The sequence below is a fragment of the Brumimicrobium aurantiacum genome, assembly GCF_003402975.1.
Taxonomy (GTDB): domain Bacteria; phylum Bacteroidota; class Bacteroidia; order Flavobacteriales_D; family Crocinitomicaceae; genus Brumimicrobium; species Brumimicrobium aurantiacum.
The window spans coordinates 682,695-704,126 of record NZ_QURB01000001.1 but is presented as its reverse complement, the minus strand read 5'-3'; the positions used below and the strand labels follow the sequence as shown (position 1 = coordinate 704,126).

Below are 21,432 nucleotides of genomic sequence, written 5' to 3'. Positions count from 1 at the left end.
ATTTTAGATACAAATAACATTAAAGAGGGAGACAGAATCGTCTCCCTCTTTTTTTTGGATTCCAATAGTCCTTAATGATTTCTTAACGTATTTTCACTTTTTGTATCTATATTTGAGAACTACAGAACTATTGGTATGATGTATGCTAATATTCGGCTAAACTAAAAATATAAAACATGAAAAATTTATCACTATTAATTTCGACGGTATTCTTAATGTTCACAGCAAATTCATTTGCTCAAGGAAATGATAAAGGACTATTAGAAAAATCAATCCCTGAAGTTCAGTTAAAGAACACAGTAGGTGATGTCATCAACACAGCTAAATTACACAATGATGGTAAACCAATGATCATTTCATTTTGGGCGACTTGGTGTACTCCATGTAAAAAAGAATTAAATACTATCCATGATTTATATATTGATTGGCAAGATGAAACAGGCGTGAGATTAGTTGCTGTTTCAATTGATGATAACAAAACTGCTAGTCGTGTTGTTCCTTATGTAGATTCAAAATCATGGGAATATGAAATTTTATTAGATCCAAATGGAGATTTCAAAAGAGCAATGGGTGTAAACAATGTTCCTCATACATTTTTAATTGATGGAAATGGGAAAATCGTATATTCTCACAACAACTATGCTCCTGGTGATGAGTATGAACTTTATGATCACGTGTTAGAATTAACAGAAGAAAAGTAAACCATACATTTAACTCACTCAATTACGATGAAAATTTCAAAAATACTTGCTAGCTCATTGTTACTATGTTTAGGTTCAACTGTGCTTTCGCAAGGTTCTATCTCAGGTAATATGGAAAGTACATTTCAATATTTACTAGATGATGAAAAAATTGATGCAGAACAACCTGATGAAAAAGCTTTAATTAACTCATATGTAAATGTAAATTACCGCAACAGTGGTTTTAAAGCTGGAATGAGACTTGAAGCCTATTTACCAGCAATACTAGGTTATCCAGATCGTTTTGACGGAGCTGGTTTAGGTTATAGATATGTTGGTTACGAAAATGACTTGGTAGATGTTACAGTAGGGAATTTCTATGAACAATTTGGTTCAGGACTAATTTTCCGTTCATACGAAGATAGAGCGCTCGGTGTTGACAACATGATGAACGGAGTAAGCTTGAATCTCCGTCCATACAAAGGGGTAACCATCAAAACTGTTTATGGTCGACAACGTTTTTCTTTTACAGAAGGAAGCAACGTCTATACGGATGGAATTGTTAGAGGTGCAGATGCTGAAATCAACTTCAATCAATGGTTTCCAAAGTTAGCGAGTAGTAATTTTAGAGTTTCTGCTGGTGGTTCATTTGTTTCTAAATACCAAGAAGACAATAATACACAACTTGTTCTTCCAGAAAACACAGGTGCATATGGTGGACGTATGGAAGTTGCGTATAAAAAGTTCTTCATAAATGGTGAATACATCATTAAAGAGCAAGATCCATCACAAGACAATGGATATATTTACAATTATGGTAAAGGGTTATTATTAAACGCTGGATACTCTCAAAAAGGATTAGGGATAGTTGTTTCTGCAAAGTCAATTGACAACATGAGTTTCAGAAGTGACAGAGAGGCTGCATTACAAGATGCTACAATTGGATTTATTCCGGCATTAACAAAAACACATACTTATAATTTAGCAGCTACATTATATCCTTATGCTTCACAACCAAATGGTGAAGTCGCGTATCAGGCAGATGTTATTTACAAAATCAAAAGAGGGACAAAACTTGGTGGAAAATATGGAACAGATGTTTCGTTGAACTTTTCAACGGCATACGCTCCTGTTCAAAACACTTCTAATGTAAATCCTTTAGACTCTACTCGTGTGGCTTACGACTCAAAATTATTTGATGCAGATGACCAATTGTATTGGCGAGATTTTAATGTTAGCATCAAAAGAAAATTAAATAAAAAATGGACATTGAAAGGAAGTTATTTCAACATTTCAATGAACAATGATGTTTTAAAATTAACAGATGCCAAGGGAATTATTGAATCTCACATTGGAGTTTTAGATGTTCAATATAAAATTAACCGTAAGAACACTATTCGCGCAGAACTTCAAGGATTGTGGACAATAGATAATAAAGACAGAGGGGATTGGGCTACGTTTTTAGTAGAATACACCATTTCTCCTGATTGGTTCTTTAGTGCTTTGATACAATCAAACTACGGAAACCCTGTTGAAGAAGATCAAATCCATTATCCAATGGTTGTAGTTGGTAAAATTTGGGGTGCCACAAGACTACAAGTGGGTTATGGTCGACAAAATGAAGGTTTATTTTGTGTTGGAGGAATTTGTAGACAAGTTCCATCTTCAAATGGGTTAACGGTATCATTCACTCATAGTTTCTAAAATTTATTATTATGAAAAATTTACAAAAATATTTCTACTTAATGCTAGGGGCTTCTTTACTCATGACGAGTTGTGATAAAGTTGAAAACCCCTATGAACAAGTAGCTACAATTGATATCGACACAACATTATACAATGGTACTTGGAGTGATTATTTAGAAAACGAATATCCAGTTTTTTCCACCAACACCAACACAGATGTAAATGTTTTAATAGAAGATTATACAGGACACAAATGCAACAACTGCCCAACTGCGGCTGATGAAGCGCATGAAATTTACGGCAATAATCCTGGAAGAGTTTTTGTTGCTTCAATTCATTCGGGACCAGGATCTTTGTCCTTTCAACAGGCATATCCAAACAGCTCAAAATATTATACCGATCATACAAATCCTGAGGGAATAGCGTATGGAGAAGAATTCGAAAGTGGATTTGGATTCTTTGGAAACCCTCAAGGAACGGTAAACAGAAGTAAAGGAAATGGCGAAATGTTTTCACTTTATGGAGTTTGGGAAAGTAGAACCGATAATATTCTAAATACAAACGATTTAAAAGTCAACATACAGTCTGAATTTAACTATTATGATTACGCGAATGGAGGGTATCTACATGTCGAAGTGGAGAAGAAAACCAACGAAGCAATTGATATGAAGACCGTTGTTTATGTAATTCAAGATTCATTGGTTGATTGGCAATTAATGCCGGACAATTCCGATAATGAATTTTATGTTCATCGTGACAAGCATTTAGGAAGTATTGACAATAATCCATTTGGTATCACAACATTCGACGCCAGTGCTGCAAATGGTGAAAAGAAAATTATTGACTATTCGTATGTGCTACCTCAAGAATTGGATAAGGACAACATGCACTTTTTGATTTATACTTACGATGTTGATACTTATGAAATATTACAAGTTATCAAACAAACCATAGAATAAATTGAATTCCATTATAGAATTTCAAAGCCCACATAAAAATTTATGTGGGTTTTTTATTTTGAATAAATAGTGTAATACAATCGTTATTTTCATCTTACCAAGGCGAACACTTCAGCGATTTCGAAAAACTTTATTAATTTTGGTTACAAACTAATAATTCTTCAATGGGTAAGATATTAATCATAGATGACGAGAAAAGTATACGAAGAGCACTAAAAGAAATTTTAGAATTTGAGGACTTTGAAGTCGACGAAGCAGAGGACGGAAAAGAAGGGCTTGAAAAGGCTACTTCACAGTATTTTGACTTAATATTTTGTGATATTAAGATGCCGAAAATGGATGGAATGGAAGTGCTTTCTGCCCTTCAAAAAGAAAAGGTAGATAGTCCCGTAATTATGATCTCTGGACATGGTAATATTGAAACAGCTGTTGAAGCCATCAAAATGGGAGCTTTCGATTTTATAGAAAAACCACTTGATTTGAATCGAATTTTGGTGACCATTAGAAATGCCAATGAAAAGAATAATTTAGTTGAAGAAAAAAAGGTTTTAAAGAAGACTGTGCAACGCTTTAAAGGTTCTTCAATAATTGGTGAAACCGATCGCATCATTCAGATTAAAGAAATGATTGAAAAAGTTGGTCCAAGTGAAGCACGTGTTCTAGTCACAGGAGAGAATGGAACAGGTAAAGAATTAGTCGCACGTTCATTACATGACAATAGTCCAAGAAAGGACGAAGCGTTTATAGAAGTAAATTGTGCAGCTATTCCTGCAGAATTAATCGAAAGTGAACTTTTTGGACATGAGAAAGGAGCCTTCACCTCAGCCGTAAAACAAAAGAAAGGGAAGTTTGAACTTTCAAAGAATGGAACCTTATTTTTAGATGAGATTGGTGACATGAGCGCATCTGCTCAAGCTAAGGTATTGAGAGCCTTACAAGAAAATGTAATTCAGAGAGTTGGTGGAGAAAAGAACATCAAGGTTAATCCTCGAATAATTGCAGCAACCAATAAAAACTTACGTAAAGAAATTGAAGAAGGTAATTTCCGTGAAGATTTATATCACCGATTAAGTGTAATATTAATTCATGTACCCACTTTAAATGAACGAGAAGAAGACATTCCTTTGTTAGCAGAGCATTTTTTAACGATGACTTGTGCTGAGCACGGTATTCCACGTAAGAAGTTTTCAGAAGATGCATTAGAAGCACTTAAAAACACCAAATGGTCTGGAAACATTCGTGAATTGAGAAACATCATTGAAAGAATGGTGATTTTATGTGATCATGAGATTACGGGTTTTGATGTAAATACATTTTCTAATCCAAGAAGTTAATTCATGATTTTGCAATTTGAGCACAGCACTTAAAATTAAAGAATCACATGTTTTTTAAATCATTATTCAGTAAAAAAAAGAAGGCTGAACAAAATATTCCAACGGAAATGAAATACTTAATTGTAGGCTTAGGAAATCCAGGAGCGAAGTATGAAAACACACGCCACAACATTGGCTTTAAAGTAGTAGATGCTTTTGCAAAAGAACGTGAGGCGAATTTTGAAACCATAAAGCTTGGTGATGTTGCCAAAGCAAAATGGAAAGGTCGACAAATCATATTGTTAAAACCTTCTACTTTTATGAATTTGAGTGGAAAAGCAGTGAATTATTATCTGCAAAAGGAAAAAATCAGTGTTGACAACTTGTTAATCATCACGGATGATTTAGCGCTTCCATTCGGAAAACTAAGGATGAAAGGTAAAGGAAGTGATGGTGGACACAATGGGTTAAAAGATATTCAAGCCACCTTAAACACCAATAAATACGCACGTTTAAGATTTGGAGTTGGAAGTGAATTCAGCAAAGGTCAGCAAGTTGATTATGTTCTTGGTGAATGGACATCAGAAGAAAATGATATGATGGAGGAACGCATTAAAACTGCCACAGAGTTTATCAAAGGATTTTCTACGATTGGATTAAACCAAACCATGTCCAATTGGAACAACAAATAAGCAATGGAAGGTGTTTTAAATACCATTCAAAAAGCTTGTAAGTTTGAAACATCACCAAAGTTCATTTCAAATTTACATGGTGGTGACATCAACAAAGTTTATTTAATTCAAGCAGAATCAAAATTTTGGGTAGTAAAGCAAAACAATGCAAGCAACTTCCCATTCATGCTCGAAAAAGAAGCAAAAGCACTTCAATATTTTCAACAGATTGAAGGGTTAAGATATCCAGAACCCAAAACTCATTTTACTAAAGACAATCAGCAGTTTTTGGTCATGGAGTTTATTGAAGAAGGAGAGAATAATACAGAAGGTCAGTGTCATCTTGGAGCCAGATTAGCACAGCAACATCAACATTCAGAGGATAGTTTTGGATGGGAGGAAGATAATTATATCGGGAGTTTAGTTCAAGTGAACACACCAAAAGACCGCTGGATTGATTTTTTCATTGAAAATAGATTAAACAATCAAATTAAAATTGCTTTTGATCAAGGGTTGCTGAACTCTCATGATACTCGTCAATTTGAGAAGATGTATCAGCGACTTGATGAAATAATACCGCAAGAGAAACCCGCTTTACTACATGGTGATTTGTGGAGTGGAAATTACTTCATCACCGTCGATAAAGAAGCTATCGCTTACGATCCAGCAATCTATTTTGGACATCGTGAAATGGATATTGCGATGACAAAGTTATTCGGTGGATTTTCAAATTCTTTTTATGCATCCTATCAGGATAATTTTCCCTTAGAAAAAGAATGGGAACTTAGAATACCCATCTTCCAATTGTATCCCAATCTTGTTCATTTGAACTTATTTGGAGGTAGTTATTTACAATCAATTCAATCTGTTATACAACAATATTAAGGGCTTAGAATTCTTTAAAAGTTAATCTATAAACAGTGTTCCATTGACCTTCTGATCCAATGTTAACTTCACCATCATAATTTGAAATAATTGTTTCAATTAATTCAGTTCCAAAATTAGATTCATAATTACCGGCATCAAAACCCACTCCATTGTCTTTGTATTTTAATTCGAAAGTACTCTCCTCTAGTCTCTTCAAAGAAATATGAATCTCAGGATGATCAATAGAACTATTGAATGCATGTTTGAATGAATTGGTGATCATTTCATTAATCGCTATTCCAAGATTGATTAAAGTCTCAATTTTAAATGGAATCTCTTCAGAAACAATGGAAATATCGATACGGCTATCTCCTAATTGATGTAAGTTTTGAACCAGTTTCTCAAGGTAAATTTTGGCGTCAATGTCTTTAAATTTCTCCTGACGATAGATTACATCATGAACAATTGCCATTGCGTTAATTCTATTTACAGCTTCTTCAAAATTTTCCTGAAGTTCTGGATTATCAAAATTATAGGATTGAAGCCTCAACATACTTGAAACAATCTGAAAGTTATTTTTCACACGGTGATGCACTTCTTGAAGTAGTAGTTTTCTCTCTTCACTTTGTTTTATGATATTTTTATTGACTTCTTTAGTCGTTTTTAGACGAATTAATATAATGAATGAGAACACGAATAGTACAATAAATAGAATTAAAACGATGATATAATAAAACATCAATTGCTGGTTTTCTTTTTCACGAATAAGTTTAGCTTCCAATTGTTTACTTTCAGAAATCACTTTCTCAGTTTCTAATTTATAGCGTATGGTTTCATTTTGTGAAATTTGAGTCATAATTTGAGACTCTCGAATATCTTGATAATCCATCAATTTTTTCTGGTATTCTGCTACCTGTTTCCATTCATTCTTTGCTTTAAGAATTTCAATCAAACCTTCGATGGCTTTTAATTCTGCTTCTCTATTTTGAATTTCCTTACTCAACGCATAGGCTTCATTTGCTAATACTAAAGCTTGATTGAAATCTTTCCTTAATAAATAATTCTCTGCAATGTTCACATTAGTATAAACCACACCAATTTTAGAGTCATATTTGACGGACATCTTATTCGCCTTATTTAAATGAATTAATGCTTTTTCTATTTCACCTAATTTATTATAAATAGCACCAATATTATTGAGTACAAGTGCCGTTTTCATAGGTCGATTCGTCAACTTTGAGACCTCCAAAGCCTCTTGATAACATTTTAGCGCACCCTCTTGATCTTCTAATTCTTTTTTAATTCCTGCATAAGCATTTAAAACAGTTGAAAGTAATTCAGGATTATTCATTTTCCTTGCATAACACAGTGCTTTTTGAAGATACTCATTCGAACGATTTAAGTCATTTTGATCCCTATATATCTTTGAAATATTGATATAACCTTGTGTTATTCCTACTGAATCATTGTAATCTATAAAAATAGAGGTAGAAGCATGTAGACTTTCAAGAGATTTAGCTTGGTTTACTGTTTTAAGATAAATCACTGCACTATTATTTAAAGATCGTGCTAAATCAATTTTTTCGTTTTTCTCCTTGAATATTATTGTTGCCTTTTCGTAATAAGACAAAGCTTTCACAAAGTCTTTATCACGAAAACACTGCATACCTTGCAAAAAATACATTTTACCAACATAAACGTTTAAATCTTTAGGATCATCTGATCTCAAGTGTTGTTCTTGGGCAATTTTAAAACCAATATTCAAATAGTACCTTATACTGTCTTGATTTTCAACAGTGTTAAAATAGTTGATTTTTTCATGTAATTTCTTGAGCTCTTCTATAGAACTATCATGGGCTTTGGCAAAGCTTGCGCCAAAGAACACAAAACAAAAAATCAGAAATATAAAAATAGATTTCAAAGCGTTCATAAAGTAAGATAGTGTTAAAGTTCCAGCGAAACTGTATTCTCTATTCAAGATTCGTTTTACAAAAATCAAAGACAATAAGAGTGTTTCCTCTTGATCTGATTTATTTCACTTGACCTTCAATAAAGATATGCTAAAGTAAAAATAAATTGATTACAAAAAGCTTCAATGCAATCAACTATCAAATTAAATCATTTAATACGGTTTGATAACTAAATAAAGGGGGGAGATTTTTATTCTGTTGACTGCTCTTTTTCGTCATTCTTTACAAGCTTAATGGGAATAACTGTTTTCACTTCCCAATTCGCTCTAATGGTTGATTTTGTTGTAAACCAAGCTACTTTTTCTGCCTCTACACCATCAAAAATAGATCCAGTTGTCCATTCACCATCTTTATTCTCATCGTAAATATAATAGAATGAATAACTTCCTGGCTGTAAATATTCAATACGATGGCTTACTTTTTCTACACCATCAAACACCAATTCTTGTTTAAAATTATGCTCTTTATTCTCTACTACTAAAATACCGTATTCTGGAATTGTATCAAATTCAACAATCATTACCCCGGTTTCCTTATCTTTTTGAGGAGAAAAATCAATTTCCACACTGTCCTTCAAAGGATAGTTTATTCCACTTACAGCGTGAGGAGGAATGGTTAAAAACACCTCATCTATTTTACGTTTATCAAAAACAAGTGCTTTTTCAATTGGAGAAATATCAACAAGTTCATAATCCAATTTCTTTTGAACAGTGTCATCCTCAGCAATGGCTTTAAAGCTAACCATTGATTGATCAAAAGACTTAAAAGGTTCATTAGATTTTAATTTTAGGGTATCATTTGCCCAAAGAGAATTATTGATAATGTTATCCGTCAATTTAAGCGCCAAGTCGTCTTCATTCTTAAAGAAGAACCTTTTAATAATCGTATCATTTTTGTCATCAGCTTTTAGTATACCAGAAAACACTCCAGATTGATCCGTTTGACCATAAAAAGCACTCAACGAATCTTTATCTTCGTTCCATATAATCTGTAATGGTTCAACGGGTAGGAATTCGAAAGACTCATTTTCTCGTAATTCTCGACTAAATCCAATTCCCCAAGTTGCTGTAGGTAAAGCTTCATTCGATTGAATGGTTAACGCTTCATTTCTTGTAGGCATTAAACGGATAATAGGACCAGTTTCGAATAGGGTATCCAATTTCACAGGGTCAAACAAAGCAGCCCTTTTCTCTGTCGCATCAATACGATTATTTAAGTTTTCATCTTCAAAAGCATAGAGATAAAAAGTGGTATCTTTAATGTATCTGAAAATGGCTATCCCCTTATCATTCGTTGATGCATAATAGCGTGGCTCAATCTTCGAAGTATCACTTTTGACACGTTCAGTAAACAATCCAACCGTCACATCTGTAACAGGTTTACCAGTATAGGCATCGTTCACCTGAACACCTGTTTGCAAAGAATCGATAAATTCTCCTGTTGAAAAAACGTAAGAAATGATTGAATCATTTTGCTCAGTGATGTCTTTCACCGCACGATTGAGGTATATAGTGTAGGTTGTGTTTGGCTTCCATTCACCCGATTCTACCTTTAATTCAACAGATTTTCCTTTGATTTTGTAATCCAACTTCACGTCGTCTGGTGTAACGCGAATATTCTCAGCAGGTTTATTAAAAGAAATAAACTCGTCGAAAGGAATTAGAATTGACTCAGGGTAAATTTCAGTGCTGGCATTAGGAGGTTGTACTTTATCTGTAATAACTCTAGGCGCAGTAACATCAACGGGTCCACCGGTAATTGTACCCACTTGTCCACAACCTGAAACAAGATATATGGATAAAAGAAGAATTATAAAATTGAAACGAGCCATGCACAAATTTCGGTTAAATATTTTTGATCTACTTCATCAAAAGCGTTAATTACATCATGATCAAGGTCAAAAACACCTATTACTTCATTGTTTTTAATTAATGGAACCACAATTTCAGATTTTGACAAACTACTGCAAGCAATGTGATTTTCATACTCATCAACATTGTCAACACGTACAGTTTCTGCTTTTTCCCAAGCGGTTCCACACACTCCTTTACCCTTCTTGATGCGAGTACAGGCAATAGGACCTTGGAAGGGAGCCAAAACAAGTTCATTGTCCTCAATCATGTAAAATCCAACCCAGAAATAATTAAAAGTTTGTTTGATAGCCGCTGCAACATTGGCCAAATTTGCCACACGATTTGTTTCGCCTTCACACAAAGCTTTCAATTGAGGAAGTAAAGTAATGTACTTTTCTTCTTTCGAGCCTTTAACAATATTGAGGTTTTCCGCCATGATTATCTTTTACGAGGTGTCTTTTTTCTTCCTCTGTGCATTTGGGCTTGACGCATTTGATTACGAGATGCAACCATTCCCATTTGTTTTTTCATCGTTGTTAACTGTTCCTTCAACATGTTTTTGTCATCTAATTTCTTCGCTTCAGACAATAACATTTTAGCTTCGTTTTTACGTCCAGTTTGCATGCAGATACCTGCCAATTGCATATTTGCAACCGCTTGATCCTGTTTTGTTCTCAACCCCATTGAAAGGGCTTTACGAATCATTTGCTCACATTGTGCAAATCCTAAATTTTGTTGTAGTCCCAACATTCCTTTAAGGTAGATCACATAAGCATGCTGTTTTTTAGGTAAAAACTGAGGTGCTTTAATTCTATTTAAGGCCTGCCATGCTTTTTCTTGTTTTCCTAAACGCATTTGATAAAGCGCAATAATTACATTTTCATTTCGCCAGAAGGTTAACATGATAATGGCCAAAGGAAAAATCATTGTGATTCCCCAACCCCAAGATCCAGTGGCAAATAAATAAACATTAAAAGCCAATGCAGATGCGGCAATAATAACTCTAAGAATAAATCCAATCATAACTTTAATTAATCAATTGTTGCAATACATTTTAATTCAATAGCAATTGGTGTCGGCAGAGAAGAAATCTCAATTGTTGTTCTACACGGTTGGTTTTCTTTAAAGTATTCCGCATAAATTTTATTATAAGTATGAAAATCTCTTTTCATATTTACAAGAAAAACCTGAACATCAATTAACTGATCCCAACTTGATCCAGCATCTTCTAAAATAGCACGAACATTGTCGAATACTTGTCTACATTGAGCTTCAAAATCGAACTTGATAAAGTTTCCATTTTTATCCAATTCTAAGCCTGGCACATGTGAATCTGTGTCATCAGAACCCGCTTTTCTTGGCCCAACTCCTGATAAGAAAAGTAAATTTCCTGCTCTTCTTGCATGTGGGTATAAACCTACTGGTTTTGGAGCGTTGCTTGTGCTAAATTTTTCTTGATTTGACATATCCAATTTCTTTAAGTCGACAAATATAAGGAATTGAAGTGGGTTGTATGAAATTTATTGAAAAGGAAAATGACGAGGTCCAATAAAATGTCATAACAACATTAAAGCAAATGGAATTTACAACGATAAATAGAATTAAAAAATATGTTTGAAGCATTAGAAATTCCTTTCCAAGGAAAACTATTCTAAAACTTTTATTAAAAACATGAATTCTAAATAATTCTAAACTTCAGATGGGTGTTTAATTGCCATACAATTAAGTCAAAATATCTATTTCTGATTAAATCTTACTGTTTTTACCTAATACCATAAACTAGGTATTTTGACTTACAAACAAATGAATACCCACTTTTTGGTATTGGGGTTTCTTTACGTTGGAAGTATATTTGCAAAAGTTATTTGTATTTAATCTAAATAAGAACAAAGATGAAAAAAACTTTACTTTATACAGCACTACTTTTAATGGGTAGTCAATTTACATCAGCTCAAACAGATGACACTGTGAGTATCGGTGCGGGTTACACCAATGAAACTTGGTATAGCCTAGAGAATGGTGTACAAGGAACAGCTACGGCTGCTGACTGGGATTTGTCATTTGATTTGACAGGTTTTGGTACTTCTATCCGTGTAAATAACGGATTTGGAACTACCCTTTATGCTTACCCAAATGGAGACATCAACGATTGGGCTTCTGTAGATACTGCGGGACTTTCAACTTGGAACCCGGTTTACAACAGTGAATCTTCTTGGTTTGTTGGTGCGCTAGACCAAAACGTTAACACAAATGATCCTTGGGATGTTGGATGGGGAGTTTATGACCAAAACACACATGTTATTTCGGGTGATTCTATTTTCATTATTAAACTAATGGATCAATCTTATAGAAAGTTACGAATTGATGACATGACAAGTGGAACATACAATTTTACTTTCGCAAACCTTGATGGTACAAACGAAGTACAAGGAGCTGTTACAAAATCAGATTACACAGATAAATTATTTGGATACTATTCTATTCAAAACGAAACTGCTTTAGATTATGAACCAGTAACATTAGACCAATGGGATCTTTACTTTGGTAAATACACAGGATTTGTACCAACAGCTTATAATGTGACTGGAATTTTGGCAGGACCAACTACTCAAGTTGTTCAAGTTGATGGGGTTACAGATGTTGCGGCATTTAATGACTGGGGATCTCAAACATTTACAGACGACATAAGTACAATTGGTTCAGACTGGAAAGAATTTGAATTCGCTTCAATGTCATACGTTATTGCAGACGATGTTGTTTATTTCGCAAAAACAGCTGCCGGAACTATTTGGAAAATTGTTCCAACAGAATTTGGAGGTAGCGCTGATGGTAACTTCATTTTCACAAAGGAGAAAATGTCAACTGTATCATTAGATGAAAACGGAATTCAAAAAGCAGAGGTTTTGGTTTATCCTAACCCAGCAACAAACAATGTTTCTATCATCTTGAACAACCTTTCTGCTCAAAATGCTAAGGTTCAAATTGTAGGAACTGACGGAAAATTAATGTTCTCTAAAGAGTATGTTGGAGCATCTAACTTCGAAGTGAAGAACATTTCAGTGGACAGTTTTGAAACAGGAGTTTATATCGTAAACATCGTTTCAGGAAACGAATCAATGACTCAGAAATTAGTTATCAAATAAAGAATAAAAAAAATAATTATGAAAAAGTTACTTCTTTGTGCTCTTGCCTTAACAAGCACATTCATTTATGCACAAGACAAAAAAGAACAAGACAGAAAATCAATATTAGAAATGGAAGGTTGCTATTCAGTGACCTTCGATTTCGCCGAAACATTTTCTCCTGATACAGCTTATGTAAAGTATGACAACTACTCTTCTCAAGCAACAGAATATGTTTTTGCTATCGAAGACGAGCCAGATTTTATTTCATTACAACACATTTTGGTAGTAAATGACACTTTTATCGTAAAACACTGGCGTCAAGACTGGGCATACGAAAACAGAGAAGTTTTAATGTTTGACAAAGACAGAACATGGAAGAAAAATAAGATTTCTAAAAAAGATGCTGCAGGAACATGGACACAAAGTGTTTACCAAGTAGATGACAGTCCACGTTACCAAGGATATGGAACATGGGTACATGTTGATGGAAAACACTATTGGGAATCTGTTGCTGATGCTCCACTTCCACGAAGAGAGGCGACTGTAAGAAGAGATTACAATGTGTTACGTCGTCACAACAGAATGGAAATCACAGAAACTGGATGGAACTTAGAGCAAGACAATCAAAAGATTTACCGTAACGACGAAGGTAAAGACCAATTGATTTCTTGGGAGAAAGGACATGAGGTTTTTACAAGTGGTAATAAAGGCTGTCAACCAGCAATTGATTGGTGGAAAGAAAACCACAATTTCTGGGCTGATGTTCGCGATGTTTGGAACGAAACAATTGAATCAAACGATCAAATCAAATTAGAACGTAAAGTTGATAAACAATTAATGTATCAAAAGCTATTTGCATTGGGTGGTAAATATGAAGGAGACAACTATGACCAAGCCAAAGCAAAAAAAGAAATTGAAACAGTAATCAACTCTTTTACAAACATTTAACCCAACCACAAATCACCTAAATTGAGTAATTAATTCATAATTTATTAAATATAATCGTCCGGCTTGATTAAGGCCCAGGCTGGACGGTTTTTTTAATAAATTGCCAGGGGTTGACTGTTATAAAAAGAATACGATCATCATGTTAGCGAATTGTAAAAACATCTTCTTTACATCCATTTTACACTTATTTTTTACCACTTTCGTTGTTGGTCAAACCATAACGGTAATTTCTCTTGAAGATAGTCAACCCATTCCTGGAGCAAGAATTGACATTCAATACAATGAAGAAGTTTTCAACTTCAGGACTTCACTTGATGGAGCATTAAAAGTAAACAAGGAATTACAAAATAAGCCTGTAGATTTGACCGTTTCATTTATGGGATATGAAACAAAGCATCTATCTTCAATTCTTGTAACAAAAGACACAGCAATTGCCCTGGCTTCTTCAGTAAAACAATTTGAAGAAGTAGCCATTACAGCACAATATAAATCCCAGTTAGTTGAAAATGCGGTTCACCACATTAAAATCATTGATCGACAGAAAATCGAAGCAATGGCCGCCCAAGATTTAAAAGGAGTACTTACCAATGAGTTGAATGTTCGTATAGCGGAAGACAACGTATTGGGAAGTAGTATGCAATTACAAGGAATTGGTGGTGAAAACGTAAAAATACTTGTGGATGGAGTTCCTTTAACCGGACGATTAAATGGAAATATTGATTTATCTCAAATTCCCTTAGAAAGTATTGAACGTATAGAAATAGTTGAAGGACCACTTTCTGTAACATACGGAACTGATGCGTTGGCAGGAACCATCAATATAATCACAAAGAAAAATCAAGTAAAACGATTTGAACTTAATTCTAACAATTATGTAGAAAGCAGTGGTAAAGTAAACAACACACTTTCCTTAGGTTGGCAAATTAAAAAACATCAAATTCGTGTAGAAGGAGGTCGATATTTCTTCGATGGATGGAATCCAGATCATGCACCTTTTTATTATGATGCAAATCCTATTGCTGACAGTTCACGCGTGATGCAATGGAATCCAAAGGAACAATTATTTGGCGGTATCAATTACCGTTACAACAGAAAAAACACACTATTTAATTACAGTGGACAGTTTTTTAATGAAAACATTATTAATCGTGGTATGCCACGTCCGCCTTATCAGCAAACAGCGTATGACGATTACTACGAAACCAATAGGGTCAATCAAAGACTAAATTTTCAATACAGATTTGAAAACAACTACCGATTGTCTTTAATTGCTGCCTACAACGGATATTTTAGAAAGAAAAACACTAAAATCCGAGATTTAACAGAGATTACAGATATAATCTCTGGAAACCCTTCAGACCATGATACTTCGCAATTTCATAGTTTTATTGCTAGAGGTCGATTAATTCAAGCCAAACCAGGTTCCAAGATCAATTATGAAATTGGATACGACATACTTTATGAAATTGCCTCTGGAGAAAGAATTCTAGACAAGCAACAATCGATTGGAGATTATGCCCTTTATGCCACTTCAGAATATTCTCCTATTCAAGCTTTGACTATACGTCCTGGATTGAGATATGGATACAATAGTGAGTACACTTCACCTTTGACACCATCGTTAAATATCAAATACAAATTCTTTAACAGAAAGAAACAAAACATCAGTTTACGTGCTTCTTACGCAAGAGGATTTAGATCACCTTCAATCAAAGAATTACACTATGTATTTGTTGACATTAACCATAATATTGTTGGAAATCCAGATCTAGAAGCTGAATATGCGAACCATTTTAATTTCTCTTTACACCAGAACATAAATCTAGAAAAACTGAGATTAAAGAATAAATTAGTTCTTTTCTACAATGATATTCACGAATTAATTACCCTTGCTCAAGCTTCTACAACTGAGTACTCTTATTTCAACTTGGAGAGGTACACAACTACAGGTGTTCAAGCGGAAAGTAACCTTAATTATCAGAATTTAATTACAGGTGTCGGTGTAGGTTATATCGGTCGTTACAATGAATTAGCGAAAGAAAATAATAGTTCAACTGACTTTTTATTCTCTCCAGAAGTAAAGTTTAACCTTCAATACAATTGGAAGAAAATTGGACTACAAACAGCCGTTTTTTATAAATACACTGGTGTTCTACCAAACATTCAAAAAAATGTTGACGGTGAACTTTATGAAACACGTATCAATGACTATCATTCTTCAGACATTACGATTTCGAAGTCGTTTTGGAAAAATAAATTAAAATTCACAGTAGGTGTAAAAAACCTTTTCGATGTAACAACAGTTGCAGGAAACGCCAGTGGTCAAGGAGCACATTCTGTAAGCACAAGTGGTGTTAACGTAGGAATGGGAAGGCTTTACCATGTTGGACTAAGATTAAAATTAAATTCTAAATAATTATGAGACTTATATTGTTCATCGCCGCATTTATTACTTTAAGTTCTTGTTTAAAAGAAGAGTCGCCAATTCCAAAAAGGGAACCAGGAGACGTTGTTACGAATGAAACAAACATTGGATCCAACTATGAATACCAGGCTTATTTTGACCTTTCTCAGAATAAAATGACTGGTAAAATCTCAAAAAACAATTGGGATATTGGTTTTGAAACGGGCGAAAACGGAAGTCGTGTAATCATCAATACTGCACGTAATATGATGGTTTACCATACAGACCAAACAGAATTAGCGAATATCACAAGTGCAGATGGATACAATGAAAACGCTTTGTTTGATCAAGCTACCGGTAATTTAGACTCAACTGGTATTGGAAACTGGGAAGATGGTTTTGTGCGTATTATCAACATGGGATACTCTTCCACACAACAAGAATTGGATTGGTATAAATTAAAGATTATTGAAGTAACTCCAACAACCTACACTTTTGAGTTTGCTAATTTAACCGCCAATTCTTCAATGACTAGAACTATATTAAAGCAGGATGAATATAATTTTACATACTTCAGCATGATGAGTGATATGGAAATTGAGGTTTCGCCAAAAACAACTGAATGGGACTTTGTTTTTACTCAATATATTCACCAGTTTTACGAACCAGTAGAAACACCTTATTTACTAACAGGATGCATCACTAACCGTAGAAATACGAAAGTTGCAAAAGTTACTGAAGTTGACTTTGAATCTATTGATTTAGAATATGCATCAAATCTTGTATTATCTGAGCACACCAATACTATTGGGTTTAGTTGGAAAACCCTAGTTGGAGAAAGTTACGAAATCAATAGCGATATGTCCTACATTATACAAGATCATGAAGGGATATATTACAAATTGAGGTTTATTGATTTTTACTCTGAAACAGGAGAAAAAGGAAATCCTGTTTGGGAGTTCCAATCGCTATAAAGGCACGAACATTTAAAGAAACAGTTTTATGCCTCTAAAATATATTTTTCTACAACTTTGGAGAACTTTTCATGTTCTACAGCAAGAACTTTCTTTTGAATATCGTCAATTGAATCGTCGCTAGACAGTTTCACTTTATGTTGAGCTAGAATTTCACCATTATCATACACCTCATCAACAAGGTGAATGGTAATCCCTGATTCAAGTTCTTTGTTTTCCTTAACAGCTTTATGCACATTCATCCCATACATTCCTTTACCTCCATATTTTGGTAGCAACGCAGGATGAATATTAATGATGTGCTTTGGATATGATTTTATTAATTCACTCGGGATCTTGCGTAAGTATCCCGCTAAAACAATATAATCGATACGTTCTTCATGCATTAAATCAACAAGAAAAGAACCGTCATTTGCCCCTTCATTATTGATAACCACTTGGTCAATAAACTCTTCAGTTTTGGCTAAAACACCAGCGTTTTCATTATTAGTGAGCAGTAATACAGCGTCAATATTTGGAGATTGATCAAAATGCTCTATAAGCTTGATAGCATTACTTCCACTTCCAGAAGCAAAAATTGCGATTCGTTTTTTATCCATACCGGTAAATTTAATGTTATTTCAAAAAAGGCGACATAAATGATAAAGAAAAGCCCTCCAAGATAAAATTCTACACTACATCAACAGGATTCTTGTTGTCGTCTACAGCAACCATTGTAAAAGTTCCATGAACTGCCTTTTCTCTCTTTTCAGAGTACATTTCCTCAACGTAAATATCTACAGCGACTACAATACTTGATTTCCCCACTTTTTCTACGTTCGCTACGAGTTCAACCAATGTTCCACTCGGAATTGGTTTTTTAAAATCTACACGATCTGAACTAACTGTTACTACCTTTTGTCGACTGAATCGTGTAGCACAAATAAAGGCCACTTCGTCCATTAGTTGGAGCGCTGTTCCTCCAAAAAGAGTATCGTAGTGATTTGTAGTATTAGGAAATACTGCTTTAAAAACTTTTGTTTCAGCAGCAGCTTTACGTTGTTCTAGTGTGTTATTCATAGTTATTACTTAAAGTTTCATTTTGAGGTATAGACGTCGATTTTACATGATTTGGATACTTTGTTTGATTCAATTTATAGTAGAGAAAACTCACCAATGCAGCACCGATATCAGCAATCGGAAATGACATCCAAATTCCATTCAAACCAAAGTATAACGGGAGTAATAAAACCAAAGGAATTAAGAAAATTCCTTGTTTTGTTAAAGCTAAAAACAATGCTGGACCAGCCTTACCAATCGCTTGGAAATAAGCACTGATAATTAAACTAACTGCCAACAACGGTGTCGCTAAAAATACGGTTCTAATAACTGGAGTTGTGTCATCTATTAAAGTTTGGTCTGAGGTAAACATTTGAGAAATGTCCGCAGCAAAAACCATTAACAAAATAAACAATAAGAAGGAAATAGCTGAAGCCCAACCCACAGATATCTTTACGATTTTCTTTACCCTCTTTTTTAAACTTGCACCATAATTATATCCTACGATAGGCACAAAACCTTGAGTGATACCCAAGACGGGGAAGTTGGCAAACATTAAAACACGATTAACAATTCCATACACTGATAAACCTTGTTCTCCCCCATAAAAGTAAAGGGAATTGTTCAATACAATAGCAAGTAAACTAATGACTCCCTGTCTGGCCAAAGTAACGGCTCCTAAGGCACTAATTTCTTTGATAATTGGAATTGAAGGTTTACAAGCATCAAATGAAATTTTTAATACTGACTTTCCATATAAAAAATGGCGAAGAGTAAATGCTGCACTTCCAACATAAGAAATAGTTGTAGCCCAAGCAGCACCTTCGATTCCCATGTCTAAAACAACAATAAATATGGGATCAAGGATTAAATTAATAATTGCTGGAATTACCATAGCAAACATTGCAACACGTGGATACCCTTCTGCTCGAATTACATTTATGCTCATCATGGCCCAAGCTAAAAATGGGATTCCAACAAGTAAAATGGTAAAGTAAGAAACTGCTGGTCCTTCCACATCACCTTTTCCACCAAAAACATGAATAATATCTTTGGTAAAAAATGCGCCAAGAATGACAAAAAATATTGCCAATACAAGCGTCATCAAGACTTGATTTCCGAAAGTTTTATAGGCTTTTTTTAATTTTCCATTTCCTAATGCTCTAGAAAGTACTGAGGATCCACCAACACCAATGGCCATTCCAATACTCGAGATTAAGAAAGTTATGGGTAAAACAACCGTAATGGCACCAATTCCCTCCGGCCCTACGAACTGTCCAACAAAAATAGTGTCAACAATTGCGTAAATCGACATTGTAAGAATTCCAACAGCTGCTGGAATTGCTTGTCCAGCCAATAATTTCCCTAAGGGAGCGGTTCCAAATTTTTCAGTTGATTTCATTCTTTACAACTAACACAAAGGTTTTAAAAATGTTGTCGAAGATAAATGAATTTAACGCTAATTGTAAAATTTCAAATATTTTAACAGAAGAATACAATCATTACTCATCTTTCTCAAGGTTTTTCAATTTAAAATAATAAAAAGTTCCTTCATCCTTGATTTCACGTCTAAACTCTCCTTCTAATTGATCTACAAAAATTTCAATTAGTTGCGTTCCAAAAGTATTACTACTTCCACCTTTCCATTTACCATCATCTGCATAAATCATATTGAAATATTCTTCATCTGCTGGTGAAACTTGAAGTGTGATTTTTCCAGAATGCTTAAAGGCATGTTTCATTGAATTACTCACCAATTCACTTATGATAAGTCCAAGAGGAACGATTGTAGTAGAACTAACAAAGCTTAGTGTAGATTCTACATTAAAGTCGATTTCTTTATCTATTAAACCAGTATTAATCAAGTTATTGACCAGTGTATTCAAGTAATCTTTTACATCGAGGTTGATTAAAGACTCTTTTTCATACATTTTTTGATGTATTAAAGACATGGTTAAAATTCTTGTAATAGCTTCTTCAAAACTTTGTCGTGCTTCTTCCGATTTGATCTCACCTGATTGCAAACGCAGTAGACTTACGATTACCTGCATATTATTTTTAACACGATGATGTATTTCTTGAAGTAAAACAGTTTTTTCGGTGTTTTGATACTCTACAATTCGTTTTTCTTCTTTAAGTTCTTCATAAGCACTATTTGCAGCATCCCTTGCATGTTTATTAATTAATCCAAATCGATACATGATATAACCAATTAGAAACATTGAAATTCCAAACTCAATCGAAAGAACTATAAGTGCTTCAGGTTTAATGGTTAAACTTAAGTAAGCCGTTCCAGGGAAAGTTACATTATAATAAATTACAAAAAACACTGTATTTACTATGAGGTAAAAAATTCCCGTTAAATTTCCTAATGTAAAAAAGGCTGATAATACAATAACAACCATCCAGAGAGACTCTTGCAAATGAAGTGATTCTGGAACAGTAAATATTGCCAAGGCCATAATAATAGTGACCGAAAAGTACAAAATATGAGCAATTACCTTATAAATCTTAAAATACTTCAACGCAAATAGGCCAAAGAAATTAATAAACAAAACGATTAAGTAAAAAATAAAAAAGCTGTCGTCGATAAGGTAAGTGAAAACAGTCATTATAAATCCAACAATCGTAAACACATAGTTTATGCTCCAAATAAAATTAAACTTGGTTTTTTCTTCGAAATTTGAAAGATCACTACTTGACATAATAATTGGAGCTCTTAATTTTCAATTGTTTGAGGATACAATGCCTTTAATCAATAATAGTATTCTCTGGTTATAGCGCTTACAACAAAGGTAGAACTTTTTTAATGAATTATAATGTTTATTACTCAGAAAAAAACATTAATACATACCTCTAAATATCAACCATTTAAAGCCGAGATAAAAACAAATACATATTAAAACTAAAAATGATTTCATAAAAACTATTTTGATTATTAGAG

At 33.9% G+C, this 21,432-nt stretch carries 19 protein-coding genes; 10 read left to right on the top strand and 9 right to left on the bottom strand.

The window, feature by feature from the left end:
• Nucleotides 1-176: 176 nt before the first annotated feature.
• From DXU93_RS03080 to DXU93_RS03055, 6 genes are all read left to right on the top strand, one after another.
• Nucleotides 177-701 (top strand): TlpA family protein disulfide reductase, encoded by a 525-nt coding sequence (locus DXU93_RS03080; RefSeq protein WP_116879772.1) that lies wholly within the window; start codon nt 177-179, stop codon nt 699-701.
• A gap of 27 nt (nt 702-728) precedes the next feature.
• Nucleotides 729-2,384, top strand: coding sequence for a DUF6029 family protein (locus DXU93_RS03075; RefSeq protein ID WP_116879771.1), 1,656 nt, complete (start codon nt 729-731; stop codon nt 2,382-2,384).
• 11 nt (nt 2,385-2,395) lie between these two features.
• The gene (locus DXU93_RS03070) at nt 2,396-3,325 is read left to right on the top strand and encodes an Omp28-related outer membrane protein (RefSeq protein ID WP_116879770.1); all 930 of its coding nucleotides are present in this window, start codon (nt 2,396-2,398) and stop codon (nt 3,323-3,325) included.
• A 164-nt stretch (nt 3,326-3,489) separates the two neighbouring features.
• Complete coding sequence (locus tag DXU93_RS03065) at nt 3,490-4,659, top strand: sigma-54-dependent transcriptional regulator (RefSeq protein WP_116879769.1); 1,170 nt, start codon at nt 3,490-3,492, stop codon at nt 4,657-4,659.
• A gap of 107 nt (nt 4,660-4,766) precedes the next feature.
• Nucleotides 4,767-5,330: an aminoacyl-tRNA hydrolase gene (pth, locus tag DXU93_RS03060; RefSeq protein ID WP_116879828.1), complete on the top strand. Its 564-nt coding sequence runs from the start codon at nt 4,767-4,769 to the stop codon at nt 5,328-5,330.
• A 3-nt stretch (nt 5,331-5,333) separates the two neighbouring features.
• Nucleotides 5,334-6,194: a fructosamine kinase family protein gene (locus tag DXU93_RS03055; RefSeq protein WP_116879768.1), complete on the top strand. Its 861-nt coding sequence runs from the start codon at nt 5,334-5,336 to the stop codon at nt 6,192-6,194.
• A gap of 4 nt (nt 6,195-6,198) precedes the next feature.
• On the opposite strand, the gene DXU93_RS03050 is transcribed toward DXU93_RS03055, so the two are convergent.
• The 5 genes from DXU93_RS03050 to DXU93_RS03030 form a co-directional block, all read right to left on the bottom strand.
• The gene (locus DXU93_RS03050; protein ID WP_116879767.1) at nt 6,199-8,154 is read right to left on the bottom strand and encodes a tetratricopeptide repeat-containing sensor histidine kinase; all 1,956 of its coding nucleotides are present in this window, start codon (nt 8,152-8,154) and stop codon (nt 6,199-6,201) included.
• A gap of 182 nt (nt 8,155-8,336) precedes the next feature.
• A complete protein-coding gene (locus DXU93_RS03045) occupies nt 8,337-9,977 on the bottom strand; it encodes an Ig-like domain-containing protein (RefSeq protein ID WP_116879766.1) in 1,641 nt (546 codons plus the stop codon).
• A complete protein-coding gene (locus DXU93_RS03040) occupies nt 9,956-10,435 on the bottom strand; it encodes a GAF domain-containing protein (RefSeq protein ID WP_116879765.1) in 480 nt (159 codons plus the stop codon). The genes DXU93_RS03045 and DXU93_RS03040 overlap by 22 nt, the downstream gene beginning before the upstream one ends.
• Before the next feature lie 2 nt (nt 10,436-10,437).
• Nucleotides 10,438-11,022: a DUF2892 domain-containing protein gene (locus DXU93_RS03035; RefSeq protein ID WP_116879764.1), complete on the bottom strand. Its 585-nt coding sequence runs from the start codon at nt 11,020-11,022 to the stop codon at nt 10,438-10,440.
• Nucleotides 11,023-11,030: 8 nt separating this feature from the next.
• A complete protein-coding gene (locus DXU93_RS03030; protein ID WP_116879763.1) occupies nt 11,031-11,465 on the bottom strand; it encodes a RidA family protein in 435 nt (144 codons plus the stop codon).
• A gap of 426 nt (nt 11,466-11,891) precedes the next feature.
• Here DXU93_RS03030 and DXU93_RS03025 point away from each other — a divergent pair, with 426 nt between their 5' ends.
• From DXU93_RS03025 to DXU93_RS03010, 4 genes are all read left to right on the top strand, one after another.
• Complete coding sequence (locus DXU93_RS03025; protein WP_116879762.1) at nt 11,892-13,142, top strand: T9SS type A sorting domain-containing protein; 1,251 nt, start codon at nt 11,892-11,894, stop codon at nt 13,140-13,142.
• A gap of 18 nt (nt 13,143-13,160) precedes the next feature.
• Nucleotides 13,161-14,072 (top strand): DUF6607 family protein, encoded by a 912-nt coding sequence (locus tag DXU93_RS03020; RefSeq protein ID WP_205679220.1) that lies wholly within the window; start codon nt 13,161-13,163, stop codon nt 14,070-14,072.
• A gap of 139 nt (nt 14,073-14,211) precedes the next feature.
• Nucleotides 14,212-16,488: a TonB-dependent receptor gene (locus tag DXU93_RS03015; protein WP_116879760.1), complete on the top strand. Its 2,277-nt coding sequence runs from the start codon at nt 14,212-14,214 to the stop codon at nt 16,486-16,488.
• Nucleotides 16,489-16,490: 2 nt separating this feature from the next.
• The gene (locus DXU93_RS03010; RefSeq protein ID WP_116879759.1) at nt 16,491-17,450 is read left to right on the top strand and encodes an HmuY family protein; all 960 of its coding nucleotides are present in this window, start codon (nt 16,491-16,493) and stop codon (nt 17,448-17,450) included.
• A 26-nt stretch (nt 17,451-17,476) separates the two neighbouring features.
• On the opposite strand, the gene purN is transcribed toward DXU93_RS03010, so the two are convergent.
• From purN to DXU93_RS02990, 4 genes are all read right to left on the bottom strand, one after another.
• The gene (purN, locus tag DXU93_RS03005; RefSeq protein WP_116879758.1) at nt 17,477-18,049 is read right to left on the bottom strand and encodes a phosphoribosylglycinamide formyltransferase; all 573 of its coding nucleotides are present in this window, start codon (nt 18,047-18,049) and stop codon (nt 17,477-17,479) included.
• Between the two features lie 70 nt (nt 18,050-18,119).
• Complete coding sequence (locus DXU93_RS03000) at nt 18,120-18,509, bottom strand: acyl-CoA thioesterase (RefSeq protein WP_116879757.1); 390 nt, start codon at nt 18,507-18,509, stop codon at nt 18,120-18,122.
• Nucleotides 18,502-19,890 carry an MATE family efflux transporter gene (locus tag DXU93_RS02995; RefSeq protein ID WP_116879756.1) on the bottom strand — a complete coding sequence of 463 codons (1,389 nt, stop codon included), beginning with the start codon at nt 19,888-19,890 and terminating at the stop codon, nt 18,502-18,504. The genes DXU93_RS03000 and DXU93_RS02995 overlap by 8 nt, the downstream gene beginning before the upstream one ends.
• A gap of 100 nt (nt 19,891-19,990) precedes the next feature.
• A complete protein-coding gene (locus tag DXU93_RS02990) occupies nt 19,991-21,193 on the bottom strand; it encodes a sensor histidine kinase (protein WP_116879755.1) in 1,203 nt (400 codons plus the stop codon).
• Nucleotides 21,194-21,432 lie beyond the last annotated feature (239 nt).